Genomic DNA, 12,990 nt, shown 5'->3' with positions numbered 1-12,990 from the left:
TTATGCGAGCAGGTCGGTGAAGCTGTTCGGCCGGGGTGGGTCCGCGCCTTCCCGGGGCACGTAGTGCACTTCGACCACCCCGTTGCCGTACGACTCGGTGCCCACCAGTTCGAGGCCACGCTGGTCGGGTATCTCCGAGAACGAGGAGACGCCCGGTGATATGACCGGGTAGACGAAGAAATAGAACTCGTCCACCAGTCCCAGCGCGAGGACCGATCGCGCGAAGGACGATCCGCCGGACAGGTGAATGTCTTTGCCCGGCTGAGCCTTCAGGTCCACGAGATATCGCGTCAGATCGTCGTCCGTGGCCACGATGACCTGTTCGGTATTGGCCCATTCGGTCGGCGGGTGGTCTCCGGAGCGAGAGAAGACCAGCTTCCGGTAGGTGTTCATTCGTTCGGCCATGACCTGGTTGGTTTCGGTCCCCGCGTGTTCGGACAGCGCGCGGGGCCAGTAGGCGGCCATCTCCTCGTAGGTGGTGCGCCCGACCAGCACCGTGTCATAGGTCGAATAGATTCGATCGATCTCGCGGTACTGGTCGTCGACGACGTCGTGGATCCACGCTGCGGGGTCGTCGAGGCGACCGTTGAGTGTCGTCATCATCTGCAGGACGATCTTAGGCATGCCTGCCTCCTCCGTTATGCCTGTCGCTCAGCCAATTCGGCGAGCTGCTCGGTGACGGTGCCCCAGCCGTCGTAGAAGCCCATTTCTTCATGGGTCTCGCGGTCGGCGCGGTTCTTGTGCATCACGTGGGCGACGTACTCCGTGCCCGTCGGATGGTCGTTCAACGTGATGATCGCGGTCATGAACGGCTGTTCCGCGGGCCGCCAGCCACCGACGAGGGAGTTGGTGAACACGATGCGCTCGAGATCGTCGACGGCGAGGAAGCAGCCGGCCATGTGCGGCACGAAATCGCCGCCGTCCTCGCTGATCTGGGTCGTGAATGCCCCGCCCGGGCGTAGTTCCATGTCGACAACCTGGCACCGGGACGGCGCGGGGACCCACCATTGTTCGAAGCTCGCCGGGTCGGTCCAGGCGCGCCACACGGCCGTTCGGGGTGCCTTGATGATGCGCGAAATCGTGAGGTCGAGATCTGTTCTGGCAGTGTCGGTCATGGCGATGCGCCCTTCGTGTGTGTCGGGTCTGCGTGTTCGGTGACGAATTGCTCGAGCCTGTCGGTGCGGCGCTCCCAGAGGTCCTGTTGCTCCGCGATCCACGCTTCGACGGCGGTGAACGGCTCCTTCTCGATCGCGCACGTCCGGACGCGGCCTTCCTTCCGCGTCCGGATCCATCCGCTGTCCTCGAGGAAGTGGATGTGCTTCATGAACGAGGGCAGGGCCATGTCGAACGGTGTCGCGAGTTCGCTGACCGTTGCCGGGCCGCGGCTCAGCCTGCCCAGCACTGCGCGCCGGGTGGGGTCGGCGAGCGCTTGGAAGAGGCCGTTCAGCTGCTCCGAATACTGAGCCATAAGGAAAAGTATTCACCGTGACGATAGTTAGCGCAAGGGCTAAGTGATGTGGGTTCGCGTCAGCTGAGAATGTTGCCGAGCTTGCCGCGCCCGGGGGTGAGGGGGACGTCCAGGGCGTCATAGAGCCCCGGCGCGGCGGTTCGGAGCCAGGGGATCGCGTTGACCAGGCGGCCCACGGCCGTGGCATTGCCGCCTGCGGCCCGATTGCCGCCCTCGTCGGTGGCCTCCACGTTCACCTCGATGCGCGGGCGGCCCTCGATGATCAGCTTGTGAGCGCCGTCCCCGCCGTCGGGCGGCACAGGCCAGTCCGGGGCGCACGACGGATGGATTCGGGTGACGTGCTCGATGACGATCAGTGGCTCGCCGCCCACGATGCCCTGGACCTCGAAACGAAGCGCTCCCTGAGTGCCCGCCTCGAAATCGCCCATGAGGTCGGTGGTGATCGTCTCGTCGAGCGGACGACGCAGCAGTGTTTCGCGGATCTCGTCGAGCTCCACGTCGAGGGCCCTGGCGATGAGCCGGATCTGGCCGCCCCACACCATCGTGGGCACCGTCGCCGCGACCATCGGCGGTTCGTAGTCCATCGGCTGACCCATGCCGACGAGATATCGCACCGAATCGTGCTGGTCATAGGTGGTGTAGTCGAAGATCTCCTGGCACCGGATCTGGTCGATCGTCCCGGCGAGACCAGTCATGAGAATCGGCAGGATGTCGTTGCCCCACCCCGGATCGACACCCGACACGAACAGGGCGCCGCCCCCCGACTTCGCCGCCGCCTCGATCGGGTCGCGCAACTCGGGCGGCGCATTGCGCTGGTCGTACAGCGCATAGATCGACGGAGTCACCACGACGGCCCCCGCGGTGAGGGCGCGGGTGATGTCGGCTGCCGCGTCATCGGGCCGAATCTCGCCGGAGGCGGCGTAGACGACCGCGCCGGGGGAGTCCGCGAGCACGGCATCGGCATCGTCGGTTGCTGCCACTCCCAATGAGCGGCCCATCCGCGCGAGGTCGCCGGCGTCGCGTCCGACTTTCTCCGGGTCGGCCACCACGACCGCGGAGAGCTCGAGCCCGGGATGCGCATCGACCGCGCGGATCGAAGCTCGCCCAACATTTCCGGTGCCCCACACCACGGTCCGGATCTTCCCCTGGTCAGCCATGAAAACGGACCCTACCGAGTTTGCGGGTCGCCATTGCGTGAATCGGGCAACGTCGGAAGTCGAGACCGCAAGTTCGAACGAACTTGGGGGAGGTTGTGAGTGGGCGCCGCGGGACCTTGCGAGGCCGAGAATGGCCTGAACAAGGTGGACACCTTGTACACGGCAACTGTCGCGGGCGGTTGCGCGGCGAGGTGTGCCGCGTGCCTCATCGCAATTTTCAGGCCAGGGCGCTGCCGGCCAGCCACTGTTCCCAGGGCACGCTCCAGTCGCCGTTCTGCCACAGCTGCAGTGGGGCACCGCCGGTGCCTCGGACCTCGACGACGTCGCCGGGGGTGGAGAAGTCGTAGAACCAGCGGGCGTTGTCGGGGCTGAGGTTCAGACATCCGTGGGAGACGTTGGTGTTGCCCTGAGCCCAGATGGTGTCGGCGAGTTCGTGGAGGTAGATGCCGTCGTTGCTGATGCGGGTGGCGTAGTTGATCTTTTCGTTGTAGCCGAGCCGCGAGTTGACCGGCAGCCCGTAGGTGGAGGAGTCCATGACGACCGGGTTGGCCTTGTCGAGGACGGTGTAGACGCCGGGCTGAGTCCAGAACGACAGGGTCTGCCCGCCGACGACTTCGGTGCCGCCCATGCCCATCGACGTCGGCATCGTGCGGACCACGCTTCCGTTTTCGGTGACGGTGACCTGTTTGGTGGCATCGTCGGCGACGGAGATGTGGGCGTCGCCGATGGTGAACGTGGTGGCCGCATCCTCCTGCCCGAACAGGTCTTCGCCGAGCGCCTTGCCGTACACGTCGGCGCGGACGGTGACCTTCGTGCCCGGCGCCCAGTAGTTCTGTGGACGCCAGTGCACGTTCTGATCGTCCGCCCAGTACCAGGAGCCGCTGATCGGGGGTGTGGTCTCGACACTGAGCGCCCTTTCGGCGGCGGCCTTGTCGGTGATCGGCTCGTCGAAGTGGGTGACGATCACGATGCCGACCCCGAAGGTGCCGTCGTCAGTGAGGAGGTTGCCTCCGGTGGTGACAAAGGTGGGTTTGGTCTGATTACCCGGTGTCACGGTGGAGAACGTGCTGGTGTGTTCGCTGCGCGCGCCTGCGTCGCCGACCGCGGTCACGGTGAGGGTGTAGGTCTTGCCGTAGCCCAAGGGAACCCCGGGCTCCAGGACAGGTGGTCGGGGGTGAAGATGCCGTCGATGGCGCGGCCCTCGTCGTTCGTCATCGCGACCGCTTCGAGTGTGCCGCCGCCGCTGGTGGTCACCGACACCGGATCGAGCGGGTTGACCGCGGTTGCACCGTTGGCCGGCAGCACGGTGATCGGCGGCCCCGCCGGTGGTGGGGTGCTGGCCGGCGCGGGTGGCGTCGGCGCGGGTGCGCAGGCGCCCACAATCAGAGCTAGTAGCACCAGGGTCAGGAGTTCGGCGAGCCGGTGGGCGCGTGAGGGGTGCATGAGTCCTCTATACGTGTTGGTGCGGTGTGACACTCGGGCGTCGAGTGCCGTGGTGAGGGGGGTGGTCGAACGAGTCCCGATCGGCGGGGCCGGAGCGGTGTCCTCTCAGGTGTCGCGGGCTGGGCTGCGGCGTTCGAGGAAGACGGTGTCGCGCCAGGTGCCGTCGAGTTGGGCGATACGTTCACGGACGCCGATGGTGCGGAATCCGGCGGAGTGGTGCAGGGCGATGCTGGCCCGGTTCTCCGGGAAGATCGAGGTCTGCAGGGTCCAGAGGCCGGCGTCGTCGGCGGCGATGACCTGGGTGCGCAGCAGGGCCTTGCCGACGCCGCGCCCACGCATGCCGTCCCCGACGTAGATCGAGTTCTCGGCGACGCCCTGGTAGCAGTCCCTGCTGGAGGTCGGGCTCAGGGCGGCCCAGCCGGCCACTGTGCCGTCGATCTCCGCGACCCACCGGTGATCGGAGAGCCACTGTGCGTCCAGAACGTCGCGGGTGGGGACCGCGGTGGTGAAGGTGGCGGTGCGGGTGGCGATTCCCTGGTCGTAGATCCGGCGCACCGCGTCCCAGTCCTGCTCGGCCATCGGACGCACCGTGACGTCGTCGGGGAGGTCGTCCGGGCTGCACGGGCGCGCGGCGAGCGCCCCCATGACCGCATCGGCCGCGTGCGGGAGTCCGGTGTAGCACGACGGGTTCACCCTGACGACGGTGCTGGCGCCGTCCTTGTGGACGGTCACGAAGTCGACCTCGGAGAGCTTGCGGACGTGATGCGAGACGGTGGGCTGCCCGATCCCCAGTGCCTCGGCGACCTCGCCGACGGTGATGCCCGCGGGGTGGCCGGCGACCTGGTGCAGCAGCCGCACGCGGGTGGGGTCGGCCAGGCAGGCGAACCGCCCGGCGAAGGTGGCCGCATCGTCCGGTGCCAGTGCATCCGCACCGGCGGGGCGGGCAATGCTCGAGTCCGGCGCATCCAGGGAAGTCATGGCCCAATATATCGATGAGTGTCGATGGAAGGAGCCCCGCGCTGACCACCTGCCCGCAGTCGTAGGCGAAGACCGGTCGGTGCGCGCGCCGCCGCATCGCAAGCCGGCCGTGGTCGCACCCCAAATACCCGGTCACGACCGTCCTCAGTCGATTGAGCGGGCGCGGTCCGGGGTAGTCGATCTGAGTAGCGCGCACAGTTAAATCCATGCGTGGGAGTCGGCGATGATGACCAGACTGCAGGTCGCGATCGCGGTGATCGTGGGCTATTGGCTGGGCCGAGCCCGCCACACGAAGCCGGGCATGATGCTCGCCGCCGCGAGCGCGGGACGCCTCGCCGGCAGCCCTCAGGAGATGGTCGACCAAGCCACGAAGCTGCTCCAATCAGCGCCCGAGTTCGCGGCCCTCGACGAATCGGTGCGCGGTCAACTCCTCGAATCGGTGAGGGTGGCGGCCATGACCGCCGGCACCGCCCGGATCGACGCCGACACGGATCGCCTGGTCGCCGGTGGCGGTGACGAGGTCCTTCAGACGGCGCACAAAATTGAAGACACCGCGGACATGGCCGGAGATGTCCTCGACGACGACACCGTCGGACACCTCATCGACGGCACCGAAACCACCGCCACCGACGTCGGCAAGGGCGTCCTCGGCGTCGCGGGTGCGCTGACGCGCCGTAGGCGTGCGGCGAGACCGAGAGCGCCGGCCGCTGACACGTCCGAACACGTCGACGATGCGGGCCCCGGCGACGAAGCGGACACCGACAATGACACGAAGGCAGCGACGGCCGGCGACGCCCCCACCGCAGGCGACGATCACGCCGCCGCATCTCCACCGCCCACTGCCGAGGTGCGAGCCTGGGCCCGCGCCCATGGCCTTCCCGTCTCCGACCGCGGACGCCTACGCGCCGAGATCTGGGAGGCCTACGCCACGGTTCACCCCGGGCACTGACCTCACGGGGCGCTGCTCGGCTCCAGAGAGCCGCAGCCGTGTGTCAGAACGAACTCGCGGATGCGGGAGGATCCGGACCGGGATGCTCACGTTGACCGCATTGATGATTGGCTGTTGCATCGGTGTCGTGGCCGCGTCGTTCAAAGGACCGGTGACCGAGGGGATCTGGTCTACCCGACTTGCCCTACCTTAGCCGGGGTCGGGCCGACGAGTATCTGCGCGATCATCATTCGCGTACCTCGCCGAGAACTACGTGAGGCGATCGCTCATCCGTACTTCCGGCGGCTGGATCCGCACAGTGTGCGTCGCCTCGTCTTGGCACTCGTCCATCTCGCACGGGACAAGTTCTGCGGTCATAGGGACCATTATCGCCCGTGGATGCGGCCCGATCGGGGAGCCGCGTCAGATTCCACGTTGGTGGCCGTTCGAGTGAGGGAGCGTTTCGAGTGTCCTGTTCGAGTGTCCTGTAAGAGGATCGCGAGCGGGACGCTGGGCGCGCGTATGGACAATCGACTGGACGGGCTGCCTTTCATCATGACCACAGCGGGCAACTGGCCCGTCCCTGACGCCAATCGGGGAATCTATCGCACCGGCTATCTCGTTTTGCGGCGGTGATCTCGCGCCGCCTATGGAATGCGTTCGCAACCGAGCTGGCCGACTGCACGATTCGATTCATCACCGACCGAGCGTCCGCATCAGGATCGCCGGATTTCATCGGTTCTCAAACTTCCGGTATTGGGGGTGTGCCAGGATTTATCTGGGTAAATACTCGGGCCGAGCCCGAACACAAGGTTCGGGCGGTCGCCATTCAGGGTGGTCGACATGCGGTTTGCGAACCAGATAACGGCGATTGCGTTTGTCTCGATTCTCGTCAGCTCAGCGTGTAGCAGCAATTCCGATCCGTCCGGTTCGGCACCGGCGACCGTGGCTCATCCGCCGGCGGAGTTGGTCGAGGGTCCGTGCGCGAAGACGCCGAATCCGGTCCCACTGCTGGAGAATGCTCGCTGCGGAGACTTGGTGGTACCGGTGAACCGCACCAAAGAAGACAGCGGAACCTTGCGCTTGGCAGTAGCGATCGTTCCGTCGGAAACGCAGCCGCCGACCAAGGCTCCGATCGTCTTTCTCATGGGCGGGCCCGGTCAGGATGGGGTCACGGATCCCCCGATCAACCCGGACGTCCCGCTGAACCGTGATCGCGATCTGATCCTGATGGGACAGCGCGGCAACGCGACGTCCAGCTCGCCGTTGCCCTGCCCGGAGATTTTCGAGTTCTTCGCCCAAAGGATCGGAATGGCGTGGAACGCTGAGTCCACACGGGATGCGTACGTAGAAGCGGTGAAGGAGTGCCACGACCGCCTGGCCCCCACCGTTGACCTCTCGGCGTTCAATTCGACCGAGAGCACCTATGACCTGATTGATTTACGCAAGGCGCTCGGCCTCGAGCAGTGGAATGTGTTCTCCCACTCGTACGGTACCGACCTTGCGCTGATCTACATGCGTCAAGACGCCGACGCTATCGAGTCGATCGTGTTCGACGGAGTGACGCCTCCATCGGTTGGTGCCCTGGGGTGGACCTGGGCCAGCGCTCGCCAGGCATTCGACAACATGGTCGAGGCGTGCGAGGACCAGCCGGCATGCAAAGAGCGCTATCCCGACCTGGGGGCAACGTTCATCCGGCTGGTCAATGAGCTTGAAGCGAAGCCCATCACCACGACGGTCAACGTTGAGGGTGTAGGAGAGACGAAGGTTGTCGTCGACGGCGGAATGCTGCTGAACTGGTTTGTCCCCGTGGCTACCCATCTACCGAAAGAGTTCCCATCAACGGTCGATGAGCTCGCACACGGGAATGCGCAGCCCCTTGCGTCGCGTTGGGCCGAGGTTTGGGGGCATCCGGAGAGGGGCGTCCTCCATTGGGGCCTCACCCTGAGCATTTGGTGCCGTGAATGGATCCCGTTCGAGACCGTCGAGCAGTCAATGCAACAGGCGGAAAAGGAATTCCCTGAACTGCCGGAGTCCGTTCGGGCCCAAGCGCCGCAGCTGCCGTTCCTGCGCGACGCCTGCGAAGTGTGGGACGTGCCGAAGGCCCCTGACTCGATCCGAGACATCACCGTGAGTGACATCCCTTCGCTTGTGCTGTCGGGAACTTACGACGGGCAGACCGGAGCGGTGTGGGGCGACTACATCGCGAAGGATCTCTCGCAATCCATAGTCGCGGTAGTGCCCGGAGCTGCACACGGTGTGTATGCAGAGCCACCGTGCGGAGCCGAGATAATCGCGTCATTTTTCGACAATCCGGAAAAGCCGGACACATCCTGCACGGACACGACGCAACTGCCGGCATACGACATTCTCCCGCCACGCCGATGACGACCGAGGTGTTCGCCGTCGGTGGCCCTGAGTTGTCGCGCCGGGCGGTGCTTGGCGGGGCGGTCGCCGGGTTGGCGGTGCTCGTACTGCCGGCATGCTCGTCGAAGGAGTCGACCACCACAGCTACGAGCGTCCCGGCGAACACGAAGGAAGCGTTCAACGAGCTCGACGCCAAGATCGACAAGGCGATGAAGGACTACGCGATCCCCGGGGTCGCGGTTGGCGTCATTGCCGACGGTGAGGAGTACATCAAGGGGTACGGGGTCACCAATGTCGACCACCCGACACCGGTAGACGGCGACACCCTGTTCCGGATCGGCTCCACGACGAAGACGTTCACCGGAACGACCGTGATACGCCTCGTCGACGAGGGCAAGGTCGATCTGGAGGCACCGATACGCCAGTATCTGCCCGATTTCGCGGTCGCCGACCCAGAAGCCAGCGCCACGGCGACGGTGCGACAACTGCTCAACCACACGTCGGGTTGGCTCGGTGACGATCTCCAGGACTTCGGTCGAGGCGACGACGCGATAACCAAGTTTGTGGCGTCGATGACCCGGCTCCCACAAAAGACCCCGCCGGGCACGGTCTTCGCCTACAACAATGCGGGGCTGGTGGTGGCGGGGCGGATTGTCGAGGTCGTGACTGGATCGGTCTACGAGGACGCCGTCCAGAAGATGCTGCTGGACCCGCTCGAGTTAAGTCACACCCGCTTCTTCTCGGACCAGATAATCGGCCGGAATATCGCCGCCTCCCACAACGTCGACGACGGAAAAGCCGTTGTGGATCCGGGTTTCTGGTTCTTCTCGCGCAGCTGCAACCCGACCGGATCGTTGATTTCCAGCGTGCGGGATCAGGTGCGCTACGCGCGCTTCCACCTCGGCGACGGCACTACACCCAAGGGAGATCGGTTGATGAGCAAAGACTCGCTCATCGCCATGCGTTCCAATCCAGGCGTCGGCGGCACGCTTCAGGTCGAACTCACCGGCATGGGAGCATCATGGATGCTGCGGCCGTCCGCGGAGAACGAGACGATCGTCCAACATGGCGGGACCTGGGCGGGTCAACGATCCGGGTTCTTCATGGTGCCCAGCCGTAACTTCGCCATGACCGTGCTCACCAATTCCGAGGGTGGAGGGAAACTGCTCAACGAACTGTTCGCCGAGGACTGGTCGCTTCGCCGCTTCGCCGGAATCAGTAACCTGCCCGCGACGCCCCAGAAGTTGAGCACGGCCGAGTTGGCGCCCTACGAGGGGGCGTATGCCACTGACGACATCGATCAATCGGGCACCCTGGGGACCGTCGTGATCAACTTCCGCGGCAAAGATGGCCAGCTCGTCGGCAACATGAGCGACGCCCCGGATGGCACCTACCTGCCGGATGAGCAGACAGTCCCGAATCTCGGCCTTGCGTTTTACAAGACCGACTATGGGCTCGACCTTGGCCCCGACCTCAAACCCACCGGTACCCGATCCAACTTCGTTCGGGGGTCCGATGGGAATGTCGCCTGGTTCAGCAACCACGGCCGGCTCTACCGGCACCTGCAGTAGATAGCCGATCTACCCCGGGGAAGCCGGTGGCGCAATGCGAAATTTGAATCAGTTGGGGTGCCGGTAAGGATCGTGTCACCAGCCGCAAGTCGGGGTGAATGCCGAGCGCAGGGCAGTAAGGGTCGTGTCGCGTTCCGCAATTGTCCTGTGCTGATGGTGATCTCGTTTTAGCTTGCGCGGCTGTGGTGCGTGAGGTGGACGAGGACGAGCTGATCGACGCGTGGACGATCGTTGGAGACGAGCCGGCGTTGATCGGTGGCAAGCGGGGTCCCACTCGGCTGGGGTTCGCGCTGCTGCTCCGGTTCTATACCGAGCGGGGCCGGTTCCCACGAGGGCGGGCCGAGGTCCCGGACGAGGCGATCGAGTACGTGGCACGTCAGGTGGGAGTGGAGCGCACGGAGATCGCGTTCTACGACTGGTCCGGCAGCACGATCGAGCACCACCGTGCCCAGATCCGCCAGGCCCTCGGGTTCCGGGAATGCACCGGGGCCGGTGCGGACGCGCTGACATGGTGGCTGGCCGATCATGTGACTCAGATCGAGCGCAGCGGTGATCGGGTGCGGGATCATCTGCTGGCCGAGCTGCGTCGCCGGAAGCTGGAACCGCCGACGACTGGCCGGATCGACCGGATCGTCGCGTCGGGGTTGAGCCGCGGCGAGGACGTCCCTTTCGACAAGGTTCTGTCGCGGTTGTCGACCGAGGTTGTGGCGAAGCTTGTGGCGTTGGTCGCCCGGCCGGCGACGAGAGCGGCGAGCTGGAGGGTGGCACCGCAGTGCTGGCGTCGATCCGGTCGGATCCGGGCAATGTCAGCCTGAACCGATCGCTGGGGGCTGTACCTCGCCGGCGGCGGCCTGATCGTCGCCCTTCTCGCGCTACTGATACCGAAGGAACGACCAACGGCGGCGTGATTCGCGTGCCTGACCCGGGGACAGTCAGCGGCGACCGTCGCGATCGGCCGCTGAATCATCAAAGCGGACGGTCGACATGGGGCGGGGTGGATGCTGAACGCGTTTCGTAGGTGATGTCGTCGGCTGCTGCTGACTCCCATTAGGTTCGTGGTCAGAGCCGGTTGTTGCACGGCTGACCCCGAGTCACCGTGATGCCCGCATCATCATTTCCGGTGGCACTCGAGGGCAAGGTCCGCTGGATCTGCGACAGCCCGATCCGTCACTGACCACGGCGGCGAATGCGGGGCGTCGCCCGTGAGTAGTGAATTGGACCGCCGCGATGACGAAGAATTCCCCGAAGAAGAAGGCCGCCCGCACCTATCAGGCCGCCCACCCGGGAACGACCTTCCCCGAGGCACTCCGCGCGGTGGAAGGCTCCGCGTCCATCGCGGACGATGCGATCGCTCCTGTGGATGCGCAGCCCGCTCCTGTCCCCGCCGAGGACTGGCCGATCGGCCGCCTCGTCGAAACGATCTGGGCCATGGACGCGGAGACGAACGGCGGTGTCGACGCCCTGCGCCGGAATCGGCTCGCCGACTGGGTCGCCCGCGCCCGCGCCGTACACCGGTGCGGATGGACGGCCGCCGAACCCTGGTCGTCCGGCGAGCGGGAAGCCGCCGCCTGGATTCTGGACGATCACGACGCGATGGACAGGTTCGACACCACACCGGCAGAGATCGTCACCCGCCTCGGCTACGACCTCCAGGCCCGCAGCCGCGGGGAAGCCGAGCACTACTTGACTACCGCCAAGGCCGCCTTCGTGGGCGAGCACGATCCCACCACCGGACTGGCCTCCGGCCAGAACGGACGTCGTCCGGGACCAGCCGAACACCATCTGGGCTATCTCCGACCGTCGATTACGCGATCTGGAAGCGCTCGTCGCCGAGTTCGACCTCGACGCGTAGTGCTCCGCCGACGGCTTCGACATACCGGCGCAACGTGTCGATCTGCACACGCTCGAGGTCGCCGTGCTCGATGTTGGACACCCGGTTCTGCCCGACTCCGAGCCGCTCGGCCAGCTGCTTCTGTGTCATCGCCACCGATTCGCGCAGCTCCTGAAGTCGATACGCACGCACCTCGTCGATCATGCGGGCCTTGTGTGTCTCGACCGCGCCGCGATCGACAGGACGCTCGACGAGCATCTGCTCGAGACTCTTTGCCATCGTGTTCACCTACCTTCCAACTCGTCGAGATGGGCCGCGAAGCGGTCATCGGCGATCGGGATATTGACTTTGTACCAGGTCTTCCATTGTCCGGCCTTGTTGCCGGCCACCAGCAGGATCGCCTTTCGCTCGGGGTCGAACGCGAACAGCACCCGCAGCTCCGAGCGGCCACTGGACCCCGGCCTGAGTTCCTTCATGTTCTTGTGACGTGACGCCTTCACCGTGTCGACTAGAGGTCGGCCGAGCTGCGGTCCGCGCTCCGCGAGCAACTCGAGCGCGGCCACCACCTGCTCGTACGACGACTGATCCAGTGCCAACAGCCACTCTTCGACCAGCCCGACCTCTACGGTCCACGTCCCCACCGCGCGAGAGTATCACACCTACATGATATCACCCTTGCATGATAAGTGCCGGTCGCAGGTAGAGCGACGAGTGTGACCGCGTACGCCTGGGTCAGCCGACTGGACGATGTGGGTCGAGACCCTTCTCGAGTCAGACCCTCTGCCCGGGCACCACCAGGCCCGTAGGGCGCGCGACGTTTTCTGATACTGCCAGTACTGTCATCCGGTCGGTACCGGAGAACGAGGAGTGGAATCTGTGGCACGCAAGGTCGTAGTAGAGATGGTCGACGACATCGACGGCACCGCCTTCGGTGAGAACGGCGAGAGCATCCACTATGCAGTCGACGGCGTCGAGTACGTGATCGACCTGAAGGACGAGCACGCGAAGGAAATCCGCGAAACCTTTGAGTACTACATCGCGCACTCCACCCGGGTCAGCGGCCGCAAGCACCGCTCGGACCGACCGGGCAACGCCAATGTCGTGAAGCGGCCATCCGACGAAACGAAGAAGATCCGCGCCTGGGCGCGCGAGCAGGGCCACGAGCTCTCCTCTCGCGGCCGTATCCCCACCGAGATCGAGCAGGCCTTCCACGACGCCCACTGACGGCCTCACCCGCCTCGTCGGTG

Annotated in this window: 12 protein-coding genes and 1 pseudogene; 5 read left to right on the top strand and 8 right to left on the bottom strand. The window is 65.5% G+C overall.

Annotated elements, in window-relative coordinates:
* From RJ1_RS13220 to RJ1_RS13195, 6 genes and pseudogenes are all read right to left on the bottom strand, one after another.
* Positions 1–624, bottom strand: coding sequence for a dihydrofolate reductase family protein (locus RJ1_RS13220; RefSeq protein ID WP_073360523.1), 624 nt, complete (start codon positions 622–624; stop codon positions 1–3).
* Between the two features lie 14 nt (positions 625–638).
* The gene (locus RJ1_RS13215) at positions 639–1,115 is read right to left on the bottom strand and encodes an SRPBCC family protein (RefSeq protein ID WP_073360522.1); all 477 of its coding nucleotides are present in this window, start codon (positions 1,113–1,115) and stop codon (positions 639–641) included.
* Positions 1,112–1,468: an ArsR/SmtB family transcription factor gene (locus RJ1_RS13210; protein WP_073360520.1), complete on the bottom strand. Its 357-nt coding sequence runs from the start codon at positions 1,466–1,468 to the stop codon at positions 1,112–1,114. The genes RJ1_RS13215 and RJ1_RS13210 overlap by 4 nt, the downstream gene beginning before the upstream one ends.
* Positions 1,469–1,527: 59 nt before the next feature.
* Positions 1,528–2,625, bottom strand: a complete 1,098-nt coding sequence (locus RJ1_RS13205) for an NAD(P)H-dependent amine dehydrogenase family protein (protein WP_073360519.1) — start codon at positions 2,623–2,625, stop codon at positions 1,528–1,530.
* 217 nt (positions 2,626–2,842) lie between these two features.
* Positions 2,843–4,068: pseudogene (locus RJ1_RS13200) on the bottom strand (L,D-transpeptidase).
* Positions 4,069–4,173: 105 nt separating this feature from the next.
* The gene (locus tag RJ1_RS13195; RefSeq protein WP_073360517.1) at positions 4,174–5,046 is read right to left on the bottom strand and encodes a helix-turn-helix domain-containing GNAT family N-acetyltransferase; all 873 of its coding nucleotides are present in this window, start codon (positions 5,044–5,046) and stop codon (positions 4,174–4,176) included.
* A gap of 223 nt (positions 5,047–5,269) precedes the next feature.
* On the opposite strand from RJ1_RS13195, the gene RJ1_RS13190 reads away from it, so the two are divergent.
* From RJ1_RS13190 to RJ1_RS13175, 4 genes are all read left to right on the top strand, one after another.
* Entirely contained in the window at positions 5,270–5,995 is a 726-nt protein-coding gene (locus tag RJ1_RS13190) for an Lsr2 family DNA-binding protein (protein WP_073360516.1), read from the top strand.
* Positions 5,996–6,817: 822 nt separating this feature from the next.
* Positions 6,818–8,362, top strand: coding sequence for an alpha/beta hydrolase (locus tag RJ1_RS13185; RefSeq protein WP_073360604.1), 1,545 nt, complete (start codon positions 6,818–6,820; stop codon positions 8,360–8,362).
* On the top strand, positions 8,359–9,912 hold the full coding sequence (locus RJ1_RS13180; protein ID WP_083400432.1) for a serine hydrolase domain-containing protein: 1,554 nt from the start codon (positions 8,359–8,361) through the stop codon (positions 9,910–9,912). The genes RJ1_RS13185 and RJ1_RS13180 overlap by 4 nt, the downstream gene beginning before the upstream one ends.
* A 194-nt stretch (positions 9,913–10,106) precedes the next feature.
* The gene (locus RJ1_RS13175; protein WP_162850317.1) at positions 10,107–10,727 is read left to right on the top strand and encodes a DUF4158 domain-containing protein; all 621 of its coding nucleotides are present in this window, start codon (positions 10,107–10,109) and stop codon (positions 10,725–10,727) included.
* Positions 10,728–11,716: 989 nt separating this feature from the next.
* On the opposite strand, the gene RJ1_RS13165 is transcribed toward RJ1_RS13175, so the two are convergent.
* Both RJ1_RS13165 and RJ1_RS13160 read right to left on the bottom strand, forming a co-directional pair.
* Positions 11,717–12,022, bottom strand: coding sequence for a helix-turn-helix domain-containing protein (locus RJ1_RS13165; protein ID WP_073360601.1), 306 nt, complete (start codon positions 12,020–12,022; stop codon positions 11,717–11,719).
* 5 nt (positions 12,023–12,027) lie between these two features.
* Positions 12,028–12,384, bottom strand: coding sequence for a type II toxin-antitoxin system RelE/ParE family toxin (locus tag RJ1_RS13160; RefSeq protein WP_043790203.1), 357 nt, complete (start codon positions 12,382–12,384; stop codon positions 12,028–12,030).
* Positions 12,385–12,619: 235 nt separating this feature from the next.
* Between RJ1_RS13160 and RJ1_RS13155 the strand changes: the two genes are divergently transcribed.
* On the top strand, positions 12,620–12,967 hold the full coding sequence (locus RJ1_RS13155) for a histone-like nucleoid-structuring protein Lsr2 (RefSeq protein WP_073360512.1): 348 nt from the start codon (positions 12,620–12,622) through the stop codon (positions 12,965–12,967).
* Positions 12,968–12,990 lie beyond the last annotated feature (23 nt).

Origin of the sequence: Rhodococcus jostii NBRC 16295, from assembly GCF_001894825.1 — a bacterium.
GTDB lineage: Bacteria > Actinomycetota > Actinomycetes > Mycobacteriales > Mycobacteriaceae > Rhodococcus_F > Rhodococcus_F jostii.
The sequence above is the reverse complement of the archived record's forward strand: the minus strand, read 5'-3'. Positions and strand labels throughout refer to the sequence as shown.

What these genes read in the sequence shown, in the direction of transcription:
- RJ1_RS13205 (WP_073360519.1), bottom strand. Translation starts at nt 2,625, where the DNA reads ATGGCTGACCAGGGGAAGATCCGGACCGTGGTGTGGGGCACCGGAAAT.
- RJ1_RS13180 (WP_083400432.1), top strand. Translation starts at nt 8,359, where the DNA reads ATGACGACCGAGGTGTTCGCCGTCGGTGGCCCTGAGTTGTCGCGCCGG.
- RJ1_RS13165 (WP_073360601.1), bottom strand. Translation starts at nt 12,022, where the DNA reads ATGGCAAAGAGTCTCGAGCAGATGCTCGTCGAGCGTCCTGTCGATCGC.
- RJ1_RS13220 (WP_073360523.1), bottom strand. Translation starts at nt 624, where the DNA reads ATGCCTAAGATCGTCCTGCAGATGATGACGACACTCAACGGTCGCCTC.
- RJ1_RS13195 (WP_073360517.1), bottom strand. Translation starts at nt 5,046, where the DNA reads ATGACTTCCCTGGATGCGCCGGACTCGAGCATTGCCCGCCCCGCCGGT.
- RJ1_RS13215 (WP_073360522.1), bottom strand. Translation starts at nt 1,115, where the DNA reads ATGACCGACACTGCCAGAACAGATCTCGACCTCACGATTTCGCGCATC.
- RJ1_RS13185 (WP_073360604.1), top strand. Translation starts at nt 6,818, where the DNA reads ATGCGGTTTGCGAACCAGATAACGGCGATTGCGTTTGTCTCGATTCTC.
- RJ1_RS13190 (WP_073360516.1), top strand. Translation starts at nt 5,270, where the DNA reads ATGATGACCAGACTGCAGGTCGCGATCGCGGTGATCGTGGGCTATTGG.
- RJ1_RS13210 (WP_073360520.1), bottom strand. Translation starts at nt 1,468, where the DNA reads ATGGCTCAGTATTCGGAGCAGCTGAACGGCCTCTTCCAAGCGCTCGCC.